General features: G+C 69.1%; 1 protein-coding gene. It reads left to right on the top strand.

Annotated elements, in window-relative coordinates:
* Positions 1-29 precede the first annotated feature (29 nt).
* Positions 30-26,876 carry a fibronectin type III domain-containing protein gene (locus ACOGI5_RS00895; protein ID WP_419862590.1) on the top strand — a complete coding sequence of 8,949 codons (26,847 nt, stop codon included), beginning with the start codon at positions 30-32 and terminating at the stop codon, positions 26,874-26,876.
* The last annotated feature ends 13 nt before the right edge of the window (positions 26,877-26,889 follow it).

Here is a 26,889-nt window from a genome sequence, read left to right as displayed (position 1 = left end):
GATGTAAATGTTCTAATCTTCATAATTCTGTGACCCTCAACCCCCCAGTGGTCGGTGCCGTGGGCCGTCGGCGGTTGCGCTGGCGGCCCACGGCACCGCTCGCAGCGGTGCTGATGCTTGCCTCCACGCTGGTGGTGGTACCTGCATCCCCGGCTGCCGCGCAGACCTCCAACTCCCGGCCGACCTTCCCGTCGAGCCTGAACACCGGGTTCACGGTGTCCGAGAGCGCCGCCGCGGGCACCACCGTGGGCACAGTGGCAGCCACAGACGCCGACAATGACACGCTGCGGTACTCGCTGGACACCGCCTCCGCCGCGGTGTTCAACATCAGCGCCGCGGGCGCCATCACGGTGGCCCGGGCCGGCCGCCTCGACTACGAGACCAAGGAGGACTGGTCGCTGGTCGTGTCGGTTTCCGATGGCAAGGCGGCCGACGGCGGGGCCGACGGCAGCGTGGACGCGAGCCTCGAAGTGAGCATCGGTGTCCAGAACGTGTCCGAGCCGCCGCGGGCGCCGACCGGGGTGACCGTCGGGGCGCCGCTGTATTTGAAGCATTCGAGCCTGGCGGTGAGCTGGACGGCGCCCACGGCAACAGGCTCGATGCCGCCGGTCCGCGACTACGAGCTGCGCTACGTCGCCGGGTCGCAGGACCCGCAGAACGACACCGGCTGGACCTACGTCGAGCGGGACGGCGTCAGCTCCTCGATCCTGACCCGAACGGCGATCAGCGGACTCGAAGCGAACACTCTGTACCGGGTGCAGTTGCGTGCCGTCAACGCAGACGGCAACTCGCCGTGGACGTCGACGATCACCGGCCGCACCGAGCAGCGTTCGACGACGGCCACCAGTGCCACCGGCACGACGCTGGTGTCCAATATCGGCCAAGAAGCCGAAAGCACCGGAGCAGCCCTGGCAACCCACGACTACGCGCAGGGGTTCACAACCGGCGGGGCCGAGTCGGACTACATGCTGACGAGCGTCCAGGTGAGATTTGCCCAGGCGCCGAGCGGCGTGACGGTCGAGATCGCGACGGGTGACGACGATCCCACCAGCACGGTCGTGACTTTGCGCAACCCTTCGTCGCTGGCGGCAGGCAATCTGGTGTTCAAGGCGCCGGTCGACACCGTGCTGGACCAGAACACCAAATACTGGGTGGTGGTGTCGGGCACGGCAGGAGAGGCGGCCTTTACTTCCAGCCGGTCGGAGGACACTGGCGCGGCCAGCGGGTGGACGGTTCACAACAGCGGCCTTTCGAAGGCCTCATCCGACGATTTCTGGGTATTCGACGCCACCGAGCTGTACCTGATCCGCGTCGACGGGTTCGCCATCAACGTCGAGCCGTACTGGAGCTCCGACGCCGGAGGCGACTACTTCGAATTTGAGAACTCTGGTTCTTACATCACGGATCTTGCGGCCGTCGACGGCGACACCGAGACGCTCACCTACTCGCTGGACGCGGCGTCCGATGCGGTGTTCGATGTGAGCAGCTCGGGCGAGATCACCCTGGGTGATGGGAAGTCGCTCGACTACGAGACCGCCGAGCGCCACTACCTGCGGGTGTCGGTGTCCGACGGCAAGGGGTTCGACGGCCGCAATGACACCGGCGTGGACGCGATCCTCCTGAAGGTCATCGGGGTCATTGACACCTCAGAAAAGCCCGGCAAGCCGGACAAGCCGACGCTGACGGGCGCAGGAAACCACGCGTTCGGGGTGAGCTGGTCGGCGCCATCGAACAAGGGCCCGGCAATCTCCGACTATGCCGTGCGATACCGCCGGTCGGGCACCACGTCGTGGGAGTCGCATGAGTCGGCTCTCGATTCCATCCACACCTCGACGGCCCTCACCGGGCTGTGGGCCGGCACCGAATACGAGGTGCAGGTGCGGGCCGAGAACGCCGAGATCGAGGGCGACTGGTCGGACAGCGCCACAGCGACCACCACCGGCACGGCGCCGACGGTGCCGGCGGTCACCAGCGTGGCGCTGGTGTCGACGCCGACGGTGGACTCCGACGGCGACGGCACGGTGGACACCTACAAGGTGAACGACGTCGTACGCGCCCGCGTGACCTTCGACCGCGCGGTGGACGTGGTGGGCTCGCCCTCTCTGCAACTCCGGTTCGACCCCAACTTCGGCACGAAGACGATGACCTTCGACGCCAGCAAGGGGAGCACCAACACCACCACGCTGGAGTTCACCTACACGGTGGTGAAGAACAACCTGTCGCGTCCGGGCATCGCGTTCCTCGCGAACACGTTGACCACGCCCCGCAGCGCCATCTATGCCACCGGAAGCACCACGATCACGGCGAACCTGGCCTTCGCCAAGGTCAATCACAACTCCGCGCACAAGGTGGACGGGCTGGCGCCGAAGTTCTCCTCGGCGTCAGTGAACGGCACCACGCTCAAGGTGCGCTTCAACGAGGCCCTGGACAGCGACTCGGCGCCGGCGGGCAGCGCGTTCAGCGTGAGGGTGACGCCGGAGAGTGGCCCGGCCCGGACGATCTCGGGTACCAGCGCAGCGGTGTCGATCAGCGACCAAGTGGTGACGGTGACGCTGGCCACCCCAGTGATCAGCACCGACACGGCGACGGTCAGCTACGCCAAGCCGTCCTCCAACCCGGTGCGGGACGTCGCGGCCAACCCGGCCGACGGCTTCTCCAACAAGACGGTGTCCAACAGCAGCCAGAATGTGAAGCCGACCTTCCCGTCTACGGCGCCGACGGCGCTGAGCGTGGACGAGAACAGCGCGTCGGGCACCTCGGTGGGCACGGTGGCGGCCACCGACGCCAACGGCGACACCTTGACCTATTCGCTCGACACCGCCACCGACGCTGCATTCGACATCGACTCATCGGGCCAGATCACCGTGGGATCGAGCGCCACGCTCGACTTCGAGGCCAAGTCGAGCTATGCGGCCACAGTGTCGGTGAGCGACGGCCTGGCCGACGACGGCACCGTGGACACCAGCGTGGACGCAACCCACAACGTGACCATCAATGTGACCGACGTGAATGAGCCGCCCGACTCGCCGGCAGCGCCCACCGTGGTCACCGCCTCGCGGTCCAGCGTGACGGTGAGCTGGACCGCGCCCGATGTGAGCGGCAAGCCGGCGATCACCGGCTACGGGGTGCAGTACAAGAAGACCACCGAGACGGTGTGGACCGCTCACGCCCACACCGACACGACCGTGTCGACCACGATCACCGGACTCGACTCCGGCACCGCCTACCAGGTGCAGGTCAACGCCGCGAACGCCGAGGGCACCAGCGGCTGGTCGGCGTCGGGCCAAGGCGCGCCCGCATCGGCGCCTGCCTTCGACGACGGCGCCGCGTCCACGCTGTCCATTGGCGAGAACAACGCCGACGGGGCGTCGGTCGGCACCGCGGCGGCCACCGATGTCGACGGCGACACGCTGACCTATTCGCTCGCGGGCACCGATGCGAGCTCGTTCGACATCAGCGCCTCGGGCGAGATCACCGTGAAGTCGGGCGTCACGCTCGACTTCGAGGCAAAGCCGAGGCATTCGTTCAGCGCGCAGGTGACCGACGGCGAGGACATCGACGGCGACGCCGAGACCACGGCAACGAACGACGACACCATCGCGGTCACAGTCGACGTCACCGACGAGAACGAGCCGCCGGGGGTACCGGGCACGCCGCAGGTGAGCGCGGCATCGCCCACCAGCCTGCGCGTGCAGTGGACTGCTGCCGATGTCACCGGCAAGCCCGAGGTCACCGATCACGATCTGCGCTGGTTCAAGGGCAGCGCCGACCCGAGCAACGCCTCAGCCTGGACTGAAGTGCTCGACGCCGGCGCCGCCACCACGGCCACCATCAGCGGCCTGGACGCCGCAGGCACGTACCGGGTGCAGGTGCGCGCCACCAACGCCGAGGGCGACAGCGAGTGGTCGGCCTCGGGCACCGCTTCCACCGCGCTCGCAATCTCGGCCGTGTCGGTGGTGTCCAAGCCGCGCCTCGATGCCGACGGCGACGGCACCAACGACACCTACGGGGCGGGCCAGCCGATCGTGGTGGACGTGACCTGGCCGGTGCCGGTGACGTGGCGGGTCTCGGGGGCCGCCGCCATCGGGGTGCGCCTCGACGTGGGCGGCACACCCCAGACGGCATCCCTGGTGACGGGCGGAGCGACGAGCGGCACCGCGACCACGCTGCGCTTCCGCTACGCGGTGCGGGCAAGCGACACCGACGCCGACGGCGTGGCGGTGACGGCGGCCTCCGGTGCGACGCTGGTGACCACGACAGGCAATGCGACGCTGGTGAGTGCTGCCTCAGGCCTGGCGGCCGGGCGCATTCACAGCGGCGTGGCCGCGCACGCGCACCACCTGGTGGACGGCAGCCGGTCGGCGCCGGCGAACGCTGCGCCGGTGTGCACGGGCTCGGTCGCCGGGTCCGTAGTGGCGCCGGCAGGGTCGACCGCGGTGCGTGACGGCCTGGTGTGCAGCGACGCCGACGGGGACACGCTGGCGGTGTCGGTGAGCAGCGTGCCTGCGGCACTGGCCCGGGCCATCTCCTATGACCAGGCCCGTGGCCGGTTGTGGTTCGAGGCGCCGGGTCACTGCCAGCTCGGGTCGATCACCCCGGCACTGACCAGCCCGGTTGCCACGACGGCGACGATCACCCTGGTCGATCCCGACGGCACCGCGGCGACGGGCTCGGCGAGCTTCAGCACCGCCTTCGGCGGGTGCCCGTCACTGGCGGGCGCCGCATTCCGCGATGCCGCCGTGACGCTGACCTTCGACTCCGCGCTCAACGCCGGCTGGATTCCCGCAGCGGGCGACTTCGAGGTGAAGGTGGGCGGCACCGCGGTGCCGCTCGCGGCCCGCGGCGGGGTGAGCGTCGCCGGCCAGTCGGTGGTGCTCACGCTGGCCCGGGCGGTGTTGCGCAGCGATACGGTGACCGTGAGCTACACCCCGCGTGACAATCCCATCAATGCTCGCGGGTTCACCGACCGCTCGGCGAGCTACCAGCCCGGGGTGAGCAGCGTGGCACTGGTGTCTGCGGCCCCGGCCGACTCGGACTTCGACGGCGTCAAGGAGACCTACGGGCCGGGCCATGTGGTGCGCGCCCGGGTGACCTTCGACTCTCCGGTAGACGTGGTGGGCGCCCCGGTGCTGCGCCTGCGGCTCGATCCCGATTTCGGCGAGAAGACGATGACGTTCGACGCCAGCAAGGGGCGCACCAACACCACGACGCTGGAGTTCACCTACAGGGTGGCAGCGGGAGACACATCGACGCGGGGCATCGCCATCGACGCCGACAGCCTGAGCGTCAGCGGCGCTGCTGCCATTCGCGCCACAGGGGCCACCACGGATGCCGATCCCAGCCACGCCAGGATCGGCCACGATCCCCGGCACCAGGTCGACACCCGCTCGCCGCGGATCGTCCCAGGGTCGTTGATCGCGTTTGGCTACAACGTGCAGGCCACCTATGACGAGCGCCTGGCGCCGGGTGTCGTACCGGGCAACCCCAGTGTCACGTTGGAGTTCGAGCGCGATGGAACCTTTGAGTTGGAATACGACCTTGGCGCAGGGAGTGCCTCGGTCGCCGGCCGGGTTGTCACCGTCGCCATGGAGGACGTGTTAAGTCGGCTCCCGCTACGCGCCACCGACTCCCATGTCCACGCAACTTTCAACTCGAATGCGCGTGACGCAGCAGGCAACTACGCCCAGCAGACCGGTCGCGAGGCGTTCTGGGAGGCATCCAACCGGGCGTCGAACCCGCCGTCGGCTCACACGGTGCCGGCGTTCGACGACGGCCCGGCCAAGTCGCTCTTCGTGGCCGAGAACAGTGCCGCTGGGACGTGGTTGGGCACGGCAGCGGCCGGTGATGTGGAGGGCGACACGCTGACCTACTCGCTGGCAGGCACCGATGCGCGCCTGTTCGACATCAGTGCCACGGGCCGCATCACCCTCAAGCCGAACGTCTCGCTCGACTACGAGTCCAAGTCGAGCTATTCCGTCACCGCCCGGGTGACCGATGGCGAGGATGCCGGCGGCGCCGCCGAGGCCACGCCCGCTGTCGACGACTCCATCGCCATCACGATCAACGTCACCGACGCCGCCGAGCAGCCTCGTGCACCCGGCCTGCCCTCAGTGAGCGCGGAATCGACTTCGGGCTTCACCGTGAGCTGGACCGCACCGAGCGCCTCCGGCCGGCCGCCGGTCACCGGCTATGAGGTGAGCTACAAGAAGTCGTCCGAGGGCGCCTGGTCGGGTCATGTCGTCACCGGCGTCAGCCTCTCGACCACGCTCACGGGCTTGGACGCCGGCACCGCCTATCTCGTGCAGGTGCGCGCTGTGAATGCCGACGGTGCCGGGGCCTGGTCCACCGCGGCCAGCGGCACGACGTCGGGGTCGTCATCGGCGATGCCGACGCCCACCAAGAAGTTGCTGGTGGGCAATCTGGGTCAGACTCCGTTCGCCCTTTCCATCAGCGTCGGCCGCATCGGCCGCATCGTCGAACAGAACGTCCGGGTGGCCCAGCTGTTCTTCACCGGCAGCAGCAGCGATGGGACGTTCGACTTCTCCGATGTCGAGGTGATGATCGCTGAGTTCCCGGCCGGCGCGACGATCACCGCCAGCATCTGGAGCACTGGCCAGAATCTGCAGCCGACGACTCGGCTGATATCGCTGAGCGGCCCGGCGACGGTGACGGCCAACGCGGTCAACACGTTCACGGCGCCCGCCAACTCGACGCTGACGGCCAACAGGGGTTTTGCTGTGGTGCTGGAGGCCACCGGTCGCGTCAAGCTCGGCAGCACGAGAAGCTCCGACGAAGACGAGGGGAGCGCCAGCGGCTGGAGCATCTCCTCGAGATTTGAGTCGACGGACGGCGGCACGAACTGGACGACCCCCAGCGACAGCGCGAGAGTGCGCATGCGGATCAACGAGGAGGGCGAGGCCCCTGCAGTCGTGGTGACCCCGGCGACGAGCCTGTCGCTGAGCCTGACGCCTGATCGGGTGAGCGAAGGGGCGTGGGGCGACGACGACGGCAACGTCGAGGTGACGGTGATCGCGACGCTCGACGGCGGCCCGCTGGAGGCGGACACCACCGTGGCCCTGTCGCGGGACAGCACCTCCACCGCAGGCACTGCCGACTACTCGCTGGCCAGCGCGTCGCTGCCGCCGGTCACCATCGCTGCCGGACAGACCAGCGGCACCGCGACATTCAAGATCAACCCGGCATCCGACCTGTTCGACGAGGGTGCCGGCGAGACGGTGGTGATCACCGGCACCGCCGCCTCGGGCACCGACAGCCTCGGAGTGAGCCCCGCCACCCTCGTGCTCTCCGACAACGACACCGTGTCGGAGATAGTCGTGAGCGTGGATGTCGACAGCATCAGCGAGGGCGCTGGCGAGGCCGTTGAGGTGACGGTGTCCGCCGCCTGGGCCGGCAATGCGCTGCGCAGCGAGGACACGACGGTGAAGCTCGCCATCACGAGCGATTCATCCGCCAGGCGGGGCACCGGTGACGAAGCCGACTACAGGTCATCGCCCGAGACGCTGGGCACCGTCACCATCCCTGCGGGGGAGTCGGCCGCCTCCACGACCGTGTCGCTGACCATCACCCCGACCCAGGACAATCGCCTCGAGGGCGACGAGACCATTGTCGTGGGCGGCACCGCCGGCGAGTTCATCGTGGACCCAGCCACGATCACGCTGGAGGACGACGACAAGCCGGTGATCACGCTGAGCCTCGACGCCATCCAGATCAATGAGAACGCGTCCCCCACCACGTTCACGGTGACCGCGAGCCGCGACGTGTCGGCCAACTCGGCGCCGGTGACGGTGGCAGTGACCATCGGCGCGGACGGCTCGACGGCGATGAGGGGTGCGGGCAAGGACTACCGGGGCGCACGCAGCCTGTCGATCAGTCTCGGCGAGGGCGAGGCCTCCGCGGACCGCACGTTCCAGATTTCCCCGGAGCAGGACCAGGTCGCAGAGTCCACCGAGACGATCGTGATCGCCGGCGCGGCGCCTGGGTTCGTTGTGAGTTCTGCGTCGTTGTTTGTTGTTGATGATGAGGCGGTGCCGACGACGATTGATTTGGGTGTGGATGTTGTTGAGATCGAGGAGGGTGGTTCGGCGGTTGGGGTGAGTGTGACTGCGGCGCTTCGGGGTGGTACGGCGCTGGATGTGGACACGGTGGTGACGTTGGGTTTGTCGGGTACGGCGGTCAAGGGGGTTGGCGGGGATTACACGGTGTCGCCGGATCCGCTGGGCACTTTGACGATCCCGGCGGGGAGTTTGTCGGCTGTTACGGCGTCGCCGTTGAGGTTCACGGCGGTGAACGACACAACCGTGGAGGGTGACGAGACGATCGTGGTGGGGGGTTCGGCGCCGGGGTTCACGGTGCATGGCGCGACGATCGATTTCCTTGACAACGACGGGCCGCCGCGTTCGCCGGCTGGTGTGACGGTGACGGGGGTGTCGGAGACGAGCGTGAAGGTGGAGTGGACGGCGCGCCCGTTGGCGGGGGGTTCGGCGGTGACCGGGTACGGGGTGCGCTACAAGAAGCCGGCGGAGTCGGCGTGGGCGTCTCATTCCCATTCGGGCACTGGCACTTCGGCGACGATCACGGGCTTGTCGCAGGGCGCGGTGTATGAGGTGCAGGTGCGTGCCACCAACGCGCGGGGCGACAGCGGGTGGTCGCCGAGCGGGTTCGGCAGCACGGGTGCGCCGGTGACGGCGTTGGTGGGCAATCTGGGCCAGACGGCGGACAGCTCGCATTTCAGCGTGGGCAATGTCAGCAACAGCCAGACCGTCCGGGTGGCTCAGCTGTTCTTCACCGGCAGCAGCAGCAATGCGACGTTCGAGTTCTCCGATGTCGATGTGATGATCGCCGAGTTCCCGGCCGGCGCCACGATCACCGCCAGCATCTGGTCCATCGTCCGGGACAAGAGCAACAACGTCTTTCCCGGAGCACAGGTGTACTCGCTGAGCGGCCCGGCGACGGTGACGGCCAACGCGGTCAACACCTTCACGGCGCCCGCCGACTCGACGCTGACGACCAACACGGGATACGCACTGGTGCTCGAGGCCACCGGGCACGTCCGGGTCGGCCGCACCCGAAGCAACGACGAGGACTCCGCCCGCGCCCGCGGCTGGAGCATCCTCAACAACGCCCACGAGTCCACCAACAGCGGCACGTGGACCGCCCACAGCGGCTTCTCGTCAGTGCGCATGGCACTCAGCCACACAAGCGGCGCCCCGCCTGTCACGGTGAACCCTTCGACGAGCCTGTCGCTGAGCGTGACGCCTGATCGCGTCAGCGAGAAGGCACCGGGCGACGACGACGGCAACTTCGAGGTGACGTTGACTGCGACGCTCGACGGCCCCACGCTGAAGGCGGACACCATCGTGACGCCGTCGGTGGACAGCGTCTCGTCGACCGCGACCAGCGGCACCGACTACTCGCTGGCGACGGCGACGCTGCCGAAAATCACGATCCGGGCCGGGCAGGCGAGCGGATCCACGACGTTCAAGATCAACCCGGCCACCGACATGCTCGACGAGATCACCGAGACGGTGGTGATCACCGGCACCGCCGCCTCGGGCACTAGCAGCCTGGTTGTGAGTTCTGCGTCGTTGTTTGTTGTTGATGATGAGGCGGTGCCGACGACGATTGATTTGGGTGTGGATGTTGTTGAGATCGAGGAGGGTGGTTCGGCGGTTGGGGTGAGTGTGACTGCGGCGCTTCGGGGTGGTACGGCGCTGGATGTGGACACGGTGGTGACGTTGGGTTTGTCGGGTACGGCGGTCAAGGGGGTTGGCGGGGATTACACGGTGTCGCCGGATCCGCTGGGCACTTTGACGATCCCGGCGGGGAGTTTGTCGGCTGTTACGGCGTCGCCGTTGAGGTTCACGGCGGTGAACGACACAACCGTGGAGGGTGACGAGACGATCGTGGTGGGGGGTTCGGCGCCGGGGTTCACGGTGCATGGCGCGACGATCGATTTCCTTGACAACGACGGGCCGCCGCGTTCGCCGGCTGGTGTGACGGTGACGGGGGTGTCGGAGACGAGCGTGAAGGTGGAGTGGACGGCGCGCCCGTTGGCGGGGGGTTCGGCGGTGACCGGGTACGGGGTGCGCTACAAGAAGCCGGCGGAGTCGGCGTGGGCGTCTCATTCCCATTCGGGCACTGGCACTTCGGCGACGATCACGGGCTTGTCGCAGGGCGCGGTGTATGAGGTGCAGGTGCGTGCCACCAACGCGCGGGGCGACAGCGGGTGGTCGCCGAGCGGGTTCGGCAGCACGGGTGCGCCGGTGACGGCGTTGGTGGGCAATCTGGGCCAGACGGCGGACAGCTCGCATTTCAGCGTGGGCAATGTCAGCAACAGCCAGACCGTCCGGGTGGCTCAGCTGTTCTTCACCGGCAGCAGCAGCAATGCGACGTTCGAGTTCTCCGATGTCGATGTGATGATCGCCGAGTTCCCGGCCGGCGCCACGATCACCGCCAGCATCTGGAGCACCGGCCAGGATCTGTTGCCGAAGACTCGGCTGATATCGCTGAGCGGCCCGGCGACGGTGACGGCCAACGCGGTCAACACCTTCACGGCGCCCGCCGACTCGACGCTGACGACCAACACGGGATACGCACTGGTGCTCGAGGCCACCGGGCACGTCCGGGTCGGCCGCACCCAAAGCGACGGCGAGGACTCGGGCGGCCTCAGCGGCTGGAACATCCACAACAACGCCCACGAGTCCACCAACAGCGGCACGTGGACCGCCCACAGCGGCGGCTCGTCAGTGCGCATGGCACTCAGCCACACAAGCGGCGTCTCGGTGGTAAAGCCGGATGCGCCGACCGGGGTGACGGTCAAGGTGGCGTCGCCGACCAGCTTGGATGTGAGCTGGACCGATCCGGTGGCAACCGGCAACGCGGCGATCACCGACCACGACCTGCGTTGGTTCGCGGGCACGTCGGCGCCGGCCAGCGAGTCGCACTGGACCGACGTCCTCGGAACCGGCACCGGCACCACCGCGACCGTCACCGGGCTGACTGCCGACACCGACTATGTGGTGCAGGTGCGAGCCCGCAACCTCGGGGGAGCGGGTGCCTGGTCGGCCACGGCAGGCGGCTCGACGCGGGCATCGACGCTGGTGTCCAACCTGGGAGTGACAGCGTCGGGATCGCGGGCCTTGGGGTCGTTCGATGCCGCCCAGCAGGTGTCGACGGGACCGAACGCGGGCGGCTATCTGCTGGACGCGGTCGACGTGGATGTGCAGGGCTCTTTCAACGGTGCCATGACCGCCGAAGTGGTCAGGGGCGGCTTCCCCACCAATGACTGCCGCACGGTGGTGGCGACCCTGACCGTGCCCACCACGCTGTCGGCGGGGGTGAACTCTCTCGGTGCGCCCGATGGCACGACGCTGCTTCCGGGCCGCCGCTACACGGTGGTGTTTTCGTCGGGCTCGGGCGTGACGCTGCGGCATACCTCCGACACGGGTGAGGATTCGGGCGGCCAGGCGGGCTGGCTGGTGGCGGACAGCTCCACAGCCAGGTTGAAGTCGGCCGACGTCCAGACCACGGCGACTCCGCTGAAGATCGGCCTGAACGGTTTCGTGAACCCGGCAGCGAACTCGGCGCCGTCGTTCGGCGACGCCGGGTGCGAACGCGAGAGCGTTGCGGAGAACAGCGCTGCGGGCACCGTGGTGGGCACGGTGGCGGCCACCGACGCCGACAGCGGTGACACGCTGGCCTACTCGCTGGCCGGCGCGGATGCCGAATCGTTTGACATTGACTCGTCGGGGCAGATCACCGTGTCGGCGACGGCGTCGCTGGACTTCGAGGAGAGATCGGCCTATTCGATCACCGTGCAGGTGACCGACGGCACCGACGCCGAGGGCAACGCCGAGGTGGAGGCGGCCATCGACGACCGCATCACGGTGCTGATCGGCGTGACCGATGTGGACGAGCCGCCTGACGCGCCTGCGATGCCGTCGGTGGCAACCGCGTCGCACACCAGTGTGGATGTGAGCTGGACCGCGCCCGACATGGACGGCAAGCCGGCGCTCACCGGCTACAGCGTGCGCTACCGGAAGTCGGGCAAGTCACCGGCGGCGCAGTGGTCGTCGTGGGCGCATTCGGGCACTGCCGTCACGACGACCATCACCGGCCTCGAGCACAGCACCGCCTACGACGTGGAGGTGAACGCCGCCAACGCGGAGGGCACCAGCGGCTGGTCGGCCACCGGCACCGGCGAGACCAAGCAGCGGGCGACGGGCGTGACCCTGAGCGTGGACACCGAACCCGGCGCCGGGAACAGCACCAGCATCGACGAGGATGCAGCGGGCGACGTCAACGACGAAGGCAACATCGTGGTGACGGTGAAGGCGACGCTGGTCGGGGGCACCCTCGAGGCGGACGCCTCGGTGGCGCTGTCGGTACACAGCAGCTCCACTGCAACCAGGGACGCCGGCAGCGGCGGCGACTACACCGCGCCCGCTGCACTGCCGTCGATCCCGATCGCGGCGGACGGTACCGAAGGCACCGTGACATTCAAGATCAACCCCTCAAACGACGAGATGTACGAGGGCGACGAGACGATCGTCATCTCGGGAACGGTCTCAGATCTCACCGCGGCCCAGGCGACGATCAGCCTCGTCGACGACGAGTCGCCGGTGCTCGATGCGCCGGCGGTCCCGTCGGTGACAGCAAGGTCGTCGACCAGCCTAGGAGTGACCTGGACGGCGCCTGTCCTGGCAGGACGGTCGGCAATATCCGGCTACGGCGTGCGCTACCGGAAGTCGGGCATGTCGCCGGCGGCGCAGTGGTCGTCGTGGGCGCATTCGGGCACTGGCGTCACGGCAACCATCACCGGCCTGGAGGCGAGCACTGAATACGAGGTGCAGGTGAACGCGGTGAACAGCGCGGGCACCAGCGTGTGGTCGGACTCCGGCACCGGTACCACCGATGCCGGGGGTGTGGCGGTCTCGGGAGTGGCGGTGGTGTCGTCGCCGCGTCTGGATGCCGACGACAACGGCACGAAGGAGACCTACGGGGCGGGCCAGAACGTTGTGGTGGATGTCACGTGGACCGAGCCGGTGACCTGGGACGTGTCGGCGACCGGCGCGTCGATCGGGGTGAGCCTCGACGTGGGGGGCACGGCGCGAACGGCGAGTTTGGTGACGGGCGGCTCGACGTCGGGGACGGCGTCGACGCTGCGGTTCCGCTATTCGGTGGTGGCGGCTGATGCCGACGCTGATGGTGTGGGAGTTTCGGCGTCGGGAGGCGCGGTGGTGGCGCTGGCTGGCGGGGCCACGCTGGTGGACGGCTCGGGCAGCGCGGCGTCGGTGGCCCATGCGGGGCTGGGGTCCCAGGCGGGTCATCTGGTGGACGGCAGCAAGTCGGCGCCGGCGAACACCGCGCCGGTGTGCTCGGCGGGGTCCGGGGAGCAGCCGGTGAACGCGCCGTCGAAGATCTTGGCGAATTTCGGGGGGCTGTCGTGCACCGACAGCGACGGCGACGCCCTGACCTACACGGCGGCGGCCGATCCCGCTCAGGTGGCGCAGCCGGACGGCGTGACGTATGCGGGGTGGGCCGAAACGGTGTTCTTCGTGGCGCGGTCGAGGTGCGAGATCGACGCGATCCGCCCGGCATTGACGAGTCCGGCGATCACGGTGGTGACGGTGACCGCCAGCGATCCTGACGGCGCGTCGGGGTCTGCTGTGGCGCGGTTCTCGACCCCGTTCGACGGCTGCCCGAGACTGGAGCGCATCGCATTCTGGGAATCGACCGTTGCACTGGTCTACAGCAGGCCGCTCGATGACGGCTCGGTGCCCGCGGCGGGCGATTTCGAAGTGACGGTGGGCGGCTCGGCGGTGTCGCTGGCCGCGGCCAGCCCGGTGCGGGTGGTGGGCAACAAGGTGCTGCTGAGCCTGGCCTCTGCGCCGGCGCAGAACGCGACGGTCACCGTCAGCTACACCGCCGGCGACGACCCGATCCGCAACGCCGGCTACCGCGCGGTGCCCGACGCCGCAGATGCACTCAACCTGGACAAACGCGCCGCCGCGCTCCAGAGAGCGCCGGTGTTCGCTGCGGCGACCGTGTCGCGCTCGATCGCCGAGAACGGCGGCTCGCTCAGCGCAGTGGGCGCGCCGGTGTCGGCCACCGATCCCGACGGCGACACGCTCGCCTACTCGCTGGGCGGCGACGACGCGGAATCCTTCGAGATCGATTCGGCGGGCCAGATCACCCCAGCCACGGGTGTCCTCCTGGACTACGAGGCCACGCAGACCTATGAGGTAACGGTCGTGGCCTCCGACGGGCTGCTCGACGCCGAGACGGCCGTGACCATCAGCGTCACCGATGTGGACGAGCCGCCCCCGAGGCCGACGCAGCCCACAGTGACCACCGCATCGGCGACCAGCCTGAACGTCAGCTGGGTCCCGCCCGTGGTGCCGCCGGGCGTCCCGGCGATCACCAGTTACAGCGTGCGCTACCGGAAGGCGGGGGATCCTCCGGGATGGACCGACCTTCCCCAAAGTCTCACGTCGCCGATAGCGACGATCACCGGCCTCGACTCCGATTCGGGCTACGGCGTGCAGGTGAGCGCCGCCAACGACGAGGGCACCAGTGGCTGGTCGACCGCTGGCCTCGGCAGGACAGACGTGGCGCCGGGGGTGGACGGGGCGGCGGTCTCGTCGATGGCGTGTACCGCCGATGTCTACGGGCGCAGCGATGTGATCCGGGTGACGGTGCGGTTCACCAAGGCGGTGACGGTCACCGGGACGCCGAGGCTGAAGATCAGGCTGGCGGCCGGCACCTCGGGCGAGCGGTGGGCGGCCTATGAGTCGGGCAGCGACACAGTCGATCTGGTGTTCGCCTACGCCGTGGCCGCGGGGGACTCCTCCACGGCGGGCGTGGCGGTGGTGGGCAATTCGTTGGAGCTCAACGGCGGCACGATGCTCACCGACGACGGAACGGCGGTCGCGCTGGCCCACGACGGCGTGGCCGCCGATGCGGCCCACAAGGTGGACCACACCAAGGCCCAGGCGGGGGACGTGTGCGAGCAGGTGCTGGTGTCCACCCTGGCTCAGACTGCAGGACCGACCATCTGGACGCTGAGCGGCCAGGACACCGCAACGGCGTTCACTACCGGTGCGAATCCCGACGGGTACACCCTGACCCGGGTGGCGCTGAGGTTCCGCCCCTTCGGCGACGAGTCGCCGACAGGGGTGACGGTCAAGCTGGCCACCAGCCTGCCCCTGGGCGCCGCGAACAGCGATCCGACGGTGTTTGCTGGCACGTTCGCGAATCCGTCGTCGCTGGAGTTCGGCTTCAACGAGTTCGCTGCCCCCGGCGACGGCTTCGAGCTCGCCGCCAACACCACGTACTGGGTGGTTGTGGAGGGAACCCGAGGTCGGCCCTCGAGCACCAGCAGCACCGCCGAGGACTCCGGCGCGGCCGCGGGATGGAGCGTGGCCGACAAGATGACTTGGCGGACGAATACCTCGAGCAATGGATGGACCGCCTCCAACAACGGCCCGCTGCGCCTGCGTGTGACCGGCTTGGTCAATCCCGCCCCCGCCAATCGCAATCCGTCGTTCCCGTCGTCGGCGCCCACGGCGCTGTCGGTGGCGGAAAACTCGGCGGCGGGCACTTCGATGGGCACGGTGGCGGCGACTGATCCCGAGGGGGACACACTGTCGTATTCGCTGGGCGGTGATGACGCGGCGTCGTTCGCGGTCGACTCGTCGGGGGCGATCACGGTGGCGGCGGAGGCGTCGCTGGACCACGAGGACGAGGCGACCCTGAACTTGATCGTGCAGGTGAGCGACGGCAAAGACGACGACGGCAACGCGGACACCGCGGTGGACGACACCCGCGTCGTCGCCATCACCGTGACAAACGTGGTCGAGCTGCCGGGCAAGCCGACGGCAGTGTCGGTGTCGGGGTTGTCGCCGACGAGCGTGAAGGTGGCCTGGACCGCGCCTGTGGTGCCGTCGGGGGTGCCGGCGGTGAGCGGTTACGCGCTGCGGTACAAGAAGTCGTCGGAGTCGTCGTGGACCGATTTCGCGCTTTCGGGCACGGGCGTGGAGGCGACGATCACCGGCTTGGAGGCGGCCACCGCCTATGAGGTGCAGGTCAGCGCGGTCAATGCCGACGGCACCGGCGGCTGGTCCGATGCGGTGTCGGGGTCGACGCTGTCTGGGGGTGTGGCGGTCTCGGGTGTGGCGGTGGTGTCGTCGCCGCGTCTGGATGTCGACAACAACGGCACGAAGGAGACCTACGGGGCGGGCCAGAACATTGTGGTGGACGTCACGTGGGCCGGGCCGGTGACCTGGGATGTGTCGGCGACGGGTGCGTTGATCGGGGTGAGCCTCGATGTGGGGGGCACGGCGCGAACGGCGAGTTTGGTGAGGGGAGGTTCGACGTCGGGGACGGCGTCGACGCTGCGGTTCCGCTATTCGGTGGTGGCGGCTGATTCTGACAACGACGGTGTGTCGGTGCCGGGCGGTGCGGTGGTGTCGCTGGCCGGCGGGGCCACGCTGGTGGACGGCTCGGGCCGGGCCGCGTCGCTGACCCATGCCGGGTTGGGGTCCCAAGCGGGTCATCTGGCAGACGGCAGCAAGTCGGCGCCGGCGAACGCCGCGCCGGTGTGCTCGGCGGGGTCCGGAGAGCAGCCGGTGAACGCGCCGGCGAAGATCTTGGCGAATTTCCGGGGGCTGTCGTGCACCGACAGCGACGGCGACACCCTGACTTACACGGCAGCGGCCGATCCCGCCGAGGTGGCGAAGCCCGCGCCGGACGGCCCGGCGTATCTGGAGCCGTTGAGCACGGTGTTCTTCCAGGCCCGCTCGAGGTGCGAGATCGACGCGATCCGCCCGGCATTGACGAGCCCGGTGATCACCGCGGTGACGGTGACCGCCACCGATCCCGACGGGGCGTCGGGGTCTGCTGCAGTGCGGTTTGCCACCGCGTTCGACGGCTGCCCGAGACTGGAGCGCGTCGCATTCTGGGAATCGACAGTCGCGCTGGTCTACAGCAGGCCGCTCGATGACGGCTCGGTGCCCGCGGCGGGCGACTTCGAAGTGACGGTGGGCGGCTCGGCGGTGTCGCTGGCCGCGGCCAGCCCGGTGCGGGTGGTGGGCAACAAGGTGCTGCTGAGCCTGGCCTCTCCGCCGGCGCAGAACGCGACGGTCACCGTCAGCTACACCGCCGGCGACAACCCCATCCGCAACAACGACTACGACACGGTGCTCAACGCCGCGAACGCACTCGACGTGCGGGAACGAGCGGCGAGGTTCCAGCGGGCGCCGGTGTTCGCATCGGCGACCGTGTCGCGCTCGGTGGCGGAGAACAGCGACTCGACCACCGCGGTGGGCGCACCGGTGGCGGCGACCGATCCCGACGGCGACACGCTCGCCTACTCGCTGAGCGGCGACGACGCGGCGTCGTTCGAGATCAACGCAGCCGGCCAGATCACCCCGGCCACGGGTGTCCTACTGGACTACGAGGCCAAGCAGACCTATCGGGTCACGGTGACAGCCACCGACGGGCTGCTCGACGCCGCGACGGCGGTGACGATCAGCGTGAACGACGTGGACGAGCCGCCCCTGACGCCGCGGTCGGTGACGGTGGCCACCGCGTCGCCGACCAGCCTGGATGTCAGCTGGACTGCCCCCGTGGCACCCTCGGGCGTGCCGGCGCTCACCGGCTACGCGCTGCGCTACAAGAAGACGGCGGCGACGTCATGGACGACGTGGGCGCACTCGGGCACGGCCACCAAAGCCAAGATCACCGGCCTCGACCCCGACACCTCCTACGACGTGCAGATCAGGGCCGCCAACCACGAGGGCACCAGCGACTGGACCGACGCCGTCACCGCCAAGACGAAGCAGCAGGCGACAGGCGTTTCTTTGTCGGTGTCGCCGTCGAGCGTGGACGAGGAGGCGGCCGGCGACGACCCGGGCAACGGGGTGACGTCGGTGGCGGTGGTGGTGACCGCGACTCTGGACGGGGGGACCCGCGACGAGGCGGTGACGGTGACTTTGTCGGTGGGGTCGGCGTCGACCGCGGACCGCGACACCGGAAGCGGCGGCGACTACGAGGCGGATGCGGAGCTGGGCGACTCGACGGTGGACATCACGATCCCGGCCGGCCAAACCAGCGGCAGCGCGACGTTCAAGATCGATCCGACCGGTGACAGCGTCGACGAGGGCACCGGCGAGACGATCGTGATCGCGGGTACCGCTGTGTCGGGCACCACCGCGATCACGGTGAGCTCGGCGACGCTGACCATCGCCGACAACGACACCGTCGTGAAGGAGATTGTCCTGAGCGTGTCGCCGTCCACGATCGCGGAGAACGCGGCGGGTGACACGAGCGACGGCGGCAACGTGACCGTGACGGTGACGGCGACGCTGTCGGGCACGGTGTCACGCGATGAGGCGACGGTGGTGGCGTTGAGCTTGGGCGGCATGGCGACGTCCGCCGACTACACCCACACGGGGCCGGGGTCGGTGACGATCCCCGCAGGCCAGACCTCGGGCACGACGACGTTCAAGGTCAACCCGACCGACGACCGGCTCTCAGAAGGCAATGAGACGATTTCCGTGAGCGGCGCGCTGTCGGGGTTCACGGTGGACGCGGCGGCGGTCACGATCGTCGATGACGACACGCCGTCGACGAGCCTGTCGTTGTCGGTGTCGCCGGCCAGCATCGACGAGGAGGCCGCAGGCGACGACAACGGCGATGTCGAGGTGACGGTCACTGCCACCTTGGACGGCGGGACGCGGGCGGAGGCGGTGTCGGTGACGCTGTCGGTTGGCGGCACGTCGACCGCGACGCGCGACACCGACTACGAGGCGGACTCCGAGCTGGGCGACTCGACGGTGGACATCACCATCGCCGCCGGCTCCACGGAGGGCACCGCCACGATCAAGTTCGACCCCGCCGACGACTCCGTCGACGAGGGCGCGTCGGAGACCGTCGTCATCGCCGGGTCGGCGTCGGCGGCCACCACCCCGAGTGCCACCACGATCTCGGTGAGCTCGGCGACGATCTCGATCGACGACTCCGCCGACGCGGCGTCCACCGTCATCAACCTGTCAGTGACCGACGCGAGCATCGGCGAGGGCGAGACGTCGGCGACCTCGGTGGAGGTGGTCGCGACTTTGGCGGACACGTCGGTGACCCGCGACGAGGCGGTGACGGTGACGCTGAGCACGGCCGGATCGTCCGCGGCGGGCGGCGGCACGGACTACACGGGCTCGCTGCCCGCCCAGGTGGTGATCCCCGCCGGCGCGTCGTCGGGGCACACCGCGGCGTTCACGGTCACCCCGGTCGACGACTCTTTGACCGAGGGCGACGAGACGATCGCGTTCTCCGGGCAGGTGGGCGACGGCAGCGTGTTCACCGTCAACGGCGCTGCGATCACCATCGTCGACGACGACACGCCGTCGACGTCGTTGTCGTTGTCGGTGTCGCCGTCGAGCATCGACGAGGAGGCAACCGGGGACGACAACGGCGATGTCGAGGTGACGGTCACGGCCACCCTGGACGGGGGGACGCGCGACGAGGCGGTGACGGTGACGCTGAGCGTGGGGTCGGCGTCGACCGCGGACCGCGGCGCCGCCGGGGACTACACGGCGGATGCGGAGCTGGGCGACTCGACGGTGGACATCACGATCCCCGCCGGCCAGACGGAGGGCAGCGCGACGGTCAAGTTCGACCCGGTGGACGACAGCCTGGACGAGGGCGCGTCGGAGTCGGTGGTGATCGCGGGGTCGGCGTTGGCGGCGACGACTCCGAATGCGACCACGATCTCGGTGGGCTCGGCGACGCTGTCGATCGACGACGCGACTGACGTGGCGTCGAGGGCGGTGGCGCTGGGGGTGGACACCGACCCGGCCGCGGGCGACCAGACCTCGATCGCGGAGGACGCCGACGGCGACTCGGAGGGGAACGTGTCGGTGACGGTGACCGCGACGCTGGGCGGCAGCGTGGCCTACGACGAGGCGGTGGTGGTGGCGCTGAGCCTGGGCGGCTCTGCGATGTCTGCCGATTACTCCCATACGGGGCCGGGGTCGGTGACGATCCCCGCTGGGCAGACCTCGGGCACGGCGACGTTCGAGGTGAACCCGGTCGACGACAAGCTGACCGAGGGCGCGGAGACAATCGAGGTGTCCGGTTCGGGGTGCGCGTCCGACGCGGACCCGTGCCCGGCCGCGGACCGGCTGACGGTGGACGCGGCGGCGGTCACGATCGTCGATGACGACACGCCGTCGACGAGCCTGTCGTTGTCGGTGTCGCCGGCCAGCATCGACGAGGAGGCCGCAGGCGACGACAACGGCGATGTCGAGGTGACGGTCACTGCCACCTTGGACGGCGGGACGCGCGCGGAGGCGGTGTCGGTGACGCTGTCGGTTGGCGGCACGTCGACCGCGACGCGCGACACCGACTACGAGGCGGACTCCGAGCTGGGCGACAGCACGGTGGACATCACCATCGCCGCCGGCTCCACGGAGGGCACCGCCACGATCAAGCTCGACCCCGCCGACGACTCCGTCGACGAGGGCGCGTCGGAGACCGTCGTCATCGCCGGGACGGCGTCGGCGGCCACCACCCCGACCGCCACTATGATCTCGGTGAGCTCGGCGACGATCTCGATCGACGACTCGACTGATGCCGCGTCGACGACCGTCGACCTGAGCGTGTCGCCTTCCATCATCGCGGAGAACGCCGCCGGAGATCCCAACGACGGCGGCAACGTCGTGGTGACGGTGACGGCCACGCTGGCGGACACGGCGGTGTCGCACGACAAGGCGACGGTGGTGGCGCTGTCGCTGGGCGGCACTGCGACCAGCGCCGATTACGCGCATACGGCGCTGTCGAGCGTGACGATCCCTGCCCGCGCCACCAGCGCGTCGGTGACGTTCAAGGTGAACCCGACCGACGACAAGGAGACCGAGCCGGGCGGGGAGACGATCGTCGTCTCGGGCACGCTGTCGGGGTTCACGGTGAACCCGGCGACGATCACGATCACCGACGACGACACGCCGTCGACGAGCCTGACGTTGAGCGTGGACACCGACCCGGGCGCCGGGACCAGCACCAGCATCGACGAAGAGGCAACCGGGGACGACAACGGCGATGTCGAGGTGACGGTCACGGCGACGCTCGATGGCGGCACGCGTCCGACTGCGACAACGGTGACGCTGCGTGTGGACGGCACCTCGACCGCGACGCGCGGCACCGACTACTCGGCGCCGGCGGCGCTGGGCGACTCGACGGTGGACATCACGATCCCGGCCGGCCAAACCAGCGGCAGCGCGACGTTCAAGTTCGACCCGACCGGTGACAGCGTCGACGAGGGCACCGGCGAGACGATCGTGATCGGAGGCACGGCGCGCTCGGACGGCACAGCGATCTCAGTGGCCTCGGCGGACATCACGATTTCCGACGACGACACGGCATCCACGACCATCACGCTGAGCGTGAACGATGCCAGCATCGGCGAGGGGGAGAGTTCGGCGACATCGGTGACCGTCACAGCGACGTTGTCGGGCACCGTGTCGCGCTCGGTGGCGACCGTGGTGGCGCTGTCGCTGGGCGGCACCGCGACGGCGGGGACCGACTACACCCACACCGGATTGCCTGCGACTGTCGCGATTCCGGCGGGAAGCCTCAGCGGCACCGCGACGGCGTTCTCTATCACGCCGAGCCAGGACCGGCTGTCCGAGGGCGACGAGTCGATCGTCGTCTCGGGCGCGCTGTCGGGATTCACGGTGAACGCGGCGACCGTCACCATCGTCGACGACGACACGCCGTCCACGAGCCTGTCGTTGTCGGTGTCGCCGGCCAGCATCGACGAGGAAGCCGCAGGCGATGCCAACGGCGATGTCGAGGTGACGGTGACCGCCACGCTGGACGGGGGAACGCGGGCTGAGGCGGTGTCGGTGACACTGTCGGTTGGCGGCACCTCGACCGCGACGCGCAACACCGACTACGAGGCGGACTCCGAGCTGGGCGACAGCACGGTGGACATCACCATCGCCGCCGGCTCCACAAAGGGCACCGCCACGATCAAGCTCGACCCCGTCGACGACAGCGTGGACGAGGGCGCGTCGGAGACCGTCGTCATCGCCGGGTCGGCGTCGGCGGCCACGACCCCGAATGCCACCACGATCTCGGTGAGCTCCGCGACGCTGAGCATCGACGACTCCGCCGACGCGGCGTCCACCGTCATCAACCTGAGCATGTCGCCGGCCGCCATCAACGAGAACGCGGCGGGCGACATCAATGACGGCGGCAACATAGCGGTGACAGTGACGGCGACCTTGCAGGGCACGGTGTCGCTCGATGAGGCGACCGTGGTGGATCTGGACGGCGCGCTGGGCGGCTCCGCGCAGGCGGGCACAGATGCTGACGACGACTACAGCCACACGACGCTGCCGGACACCATCACGATCCCCAAGGGCAGCCTCACCGGCACTGCCAGATTCAAGATCAACCCCACTGACGACAATGACTCCGAGGGCAACAAGACCATCACCTTGGGGGGCACGCTCACCGATTTCGACGTCACTTCGGCCACGATCAACCTGGTCGACGACGAAAAGCCGGTCATCCGGCTCAGCCTCGGGCGCATCTCGCCCGCGGGACCGCCACACGACAAGGTCGGCGAAGGCACATCGCTCGCTCGCTTCCAGGTGATCGCGGCGCGTGACATCACACGTACGACTCAGGCGGTCACCGTCGATGTCACCGTCGGCGCCACGGGATCCACAGCAGACCGAGGCATCGGCAACGACTACCGGGGCAGCCTCAGCACGCAGGTCACTATCGGAGCGAACCAGGCATCGGGCAATGCCGAGTTCAACATCGAGCCCCAGCAGGACCGGCTGCTGGATCCCAACGAGACCATCATCATCGCTGGGTCAGCCGGTACAGATTTCAGCGTCTCGTCGACGACGATCACGATCATCGACGACGATCAACTATCGACGGCCATAGCCCTGCGAGTGGACACCGATTCCGCCGCGGGCAACCAGACCTCCATCGACGAGGACGCCGAAGGCGACCCCAACGACAGCAACAACGTCGAGGTGACGGTGACCGCGGAGGTGAACGACGGGGCCCCCACTGCCGATGTGACCGTTGCGCTGAGCATCGACAGCACCTCGAGCACGCAGAGCACCGACTACGAGCTGGACCCAGCGTCCCTGCCCGCCATCACGATCCTGGCGGGCCAGACCTCCGGCACCGCGACGTTCAAGATCGACCCGGCCGACGACAGCCTCGACGAGTCCGACGAGACCATCGTCATCGCCGGTGCCGCCACCGGCGGCATGACGGTGGGCGCCAGCACCGCCACGATCACGATCCGCGACAACGACACCGCTTCCACGATTCTCGACCTGACGGCGAGTCCGGCCAGCATCGACGAGAGCGCGCAGGGCACCGAGGTGACCGTGAGGGCGAGGCTGCGCGGCAGCGCCACCCGCACCGAGGCCACGACGGTGTCGCTCAGCCTGGGCGGCTCGGCTGTCAAGGGCACCGACTACGCCGATCCTGGGACGCTGCCTCAGATCACCATCGCCGCTGGCGCCTCGCAGGGGGAAGCCAAGTTCACCGTGACCCCCACGGACGACGAGGTGGACGAAGGCAACAAGGAAACCATCGTTGTCAATGGCCAGGCGTGCCGCGCCGCGGCGAATCCGTGCCCCACGGCCCAGCGGTTCACTGTCAATTCAGCGACCATCGACCTCGACGACGACGACGCGACGTCGACCCAGCTGACGCTGACCGCAACGCCGGCGTCCCCGCTCACCGAGGCATCGGAGCCGACACGTGTCGAGGTGACAGCCACGCTGGATGCGGGAGCGCGCCTCGCGCCGACTCGGGTGCTGCTGAGCTTGGGCGGTACCGCTGTGCCAGACGACGACTACACGTCGTCGCCGATCTGGAAGACCATCGTCATCCCCGCTGAACAGCGCAGTGCGACGCTGCGGATGCTCATCGATCCGATCGACGACAAGATCGACGAGAGCGACGGCTCCGCGCAGCGACCGCACGAGAAGATCACCGTCGGCGGTCACGTCGCCGCCACGAATGGCACCTCCGGCACGTTGACGGTGGTGCCAGCGAGCATCGAGCTCGCCGACAACGACACCGTAACCGGTATCGCCCTGAGTGTTTCGCCCACCGTCATCCATGAACGGCGCGCGGGCCAGCCGGTCAGCATCACGGTGACCGCAACGCTGCGCGGCGGCGCGATCCGCCTCACCGAAACCGATGTGGTCCTGTCGGTGGACAGTACTGCGTCAACTGCGGAGCGCGATGCTGACTACACCGCGCCGGCTGCGCTGGGCGACGCCGACGCCGACATCACGATCCCTGCCGGCGAAGCCAGCGCCACTGCGGTCATCCGGTTCACGCCCGCACAGGACACCGTGACCGAGAACGGCGAGACGATCGTGGTGGCGGGCGCCGCCGCGGGGCTCAGCATGGCCACCGCGCCGGCCATCACCCTGACAGACGACGACGCTCCATCGACCAGCCTGACGCTCACCGTGAGCCCGACCAGGCTGGCTGAGCGGGCCAACGCCACGAATGTGAGGGTGACAGCCACCCTCGACGGGGGCACGCTCGAAGCTGACACTTCGGTCACGCTGAGCCTGGCAGGCACCGCTCAGCGGAGTTCCGCCCCGGACGCGGCAGACAACGACTACACGCCGGCTGCGGAACTGACCGACAGCGGTGCCAACGCAGTGGACATCACGATCCCCGCCGGGCAAACCAGCGCGTCGGCGACGTTCCGCATCGACCCGAACGATGACACGCTTGACGAGAGCGACGGCTCCCCGCAGCGCCCGGCGGAGACGGTCGTCTTTGGGGGCACTGCATCGGGAGGGCTGAGCGTCACGTCGGCAACGCTGGAGATCGACGACGACGACACCGCTTCGGGCACGATCACGCTGTCGGTGAATGTCCTAAGCATCAGCGAGGGCCAGGACTCGGCAACGACGGACCCTGACCCGACGATGGTCACCGTCCATGCGAACCTGCCCGGCTCGGTGACGCGCAGCACCCCCACGGAGGTGACGTTGTGGCTGGGCGGAACAGCGACCGGCGGCGGCGTGGACTTCACGGCCACGCCGACGCAGTGGAGCGCGATTATTCCCGCCGGTGAGTCAAGTGCCTCAGCGAGGTTCACGATCGCTCCCGTCAACGACGCGGAGGCCGAGGGTGTCGAGGTCATCGATGTAGGCGGCACCGCCGCAGGGTTCGACGTGGTCCCTGCGGCGGTCACCATTGCGGCCAGCGATCTGCCCGCGGGCGTGACGGCACCTGAGATGGTGAGCGGCGTGACGGCGAGCCGGTCGGGTGCCAGATCCGTTCAGGTCAGGTGGTCTGCGCCCGAAGACTCGAACCCGACCGGCTACCGGCTGGAGCGCCGGGCCGCCGGAGGGCCGTGGCATTTCGTCAGCGACGTCTCAGCAAGCGGCGATGCCAGCGTCCCGGTAAACGCGGATGCGGGTGCCCAGCAGGCTTCACCCGTCCAGACCCACACGTTGCAGCTGTACGGCGCTACGCCGCTGAGCCTTGAGGCAGGCAACGGGACGACCGACACCGAGTCGCTGATGTTCTTCAGGGTCGACACCTCGGATGTCACCGTCCAGGCTGTGCCGCTCTCGAGCCACGGCGTCGTGACCTACACCGACACGCCCCCGCCCGGCGCCTACTCCTACCGGGTGACCGCCTATGTCGACACGCAGGACGACATCCGGATCGGCGGCCCCGTCGCGAACCTGGCCACCCCCGTCGACACCTCGCCCCCGACCGGTGGTGGCCCCAGCGGTGGTGGCCCGAGCGGCGGCGGTGGCCCCGTCGGCGGTGGCGGTGGCGGCGGCGGCGGCGGATCGGCCGACGACGAGTGCCGCGCCGCGATCGGAACCGCCACGATCATCGTGGCGAACGGCTGGAGCCCGGCGGACATCAGCGTGGCGGCGGCGCTGGCGGCACGGATCCCCGGCTCGGCCGTGCTGTACGCATCTGCGGGCTCGCTGCCCGACGATGCCGAAGAACTGCTGTGCGAACACCGACCGCGCAACATCAGGATCATCGGTGGTCCGGCGGCACTGAGCAGCGCCGTTGTCGGCCAGGTGCGTGACGCCGCCGAGGGGACGAACATCGAGCGGCTCAGCGGTGCGACCAGGATCGACACGGCCGCAGCAGCGGCTCGCTTCGTGCTGGGCGATCCCGCCCGGCAGGCTCGGCGCACGCTGATCGTGGCGAACGGCTGGAGCGCTCCCGATCTGGGCGTCGCGGCGGCACTGACGGCGCGCACCGACAACTCGGCCGTGCTGTACACCGCGGCTGACGAGCTACCCGAGGCCACTGCGGCGGTGATCGAGGAGTACCGGCCGCTGCGCATCATCATCGTGGGCGGTACCGCCGCTGTCTCGGCCGAGGTCGCGGAAGCCGTCTCGGCTGCAGCGCCGGCGATCGAGGTGGAGCGCCTCGATGGGGCGACCAGGGTGGATACTGCCGCAACGGCAGCACGCATGGCACTGGGCAGCCCTACCGTCGCCCGAGGACGGACGCTGATCGTGGCGAACGGCTGGAGCCCACCCGACATCGGTGTTGCCGCAGCAGTAGCAGCGCGCACCGACGACTCAGCGGTGCTCTACTCCGCAAGTGACGAGCTGTCGGCAGCCGTCGTGGAAATTGTCGCCGAGTACCGGCCGTCGCGCATCGTCATCGTGGGCGGCGCCGCTGCCATGCCCGACGCCGTACGCGACGCGATCGCCGCAGTGGCGCCGAGCGCACGCATCGAGCGCGTCGACGGCGCCACCCGCACCCACACAGCCGCCAACGCCGCCCAGCGCACCCTGCCCGCCCCCTAGCTCCGCAGCGCCG

This window comes from Candidatus Poriferisodalis sp., from assembly GCF_965208925.1.
GTDB lineage: Bacteria > Actinomycetota > Acidimicrobiia > Acidimicrobiales > Poriferisodalaceae > Poriferisodalis.
Note: the sequence above shows the minus strand (reverse complement) of the source record. Positions and strands in the feature narration are given on the sequence as shown.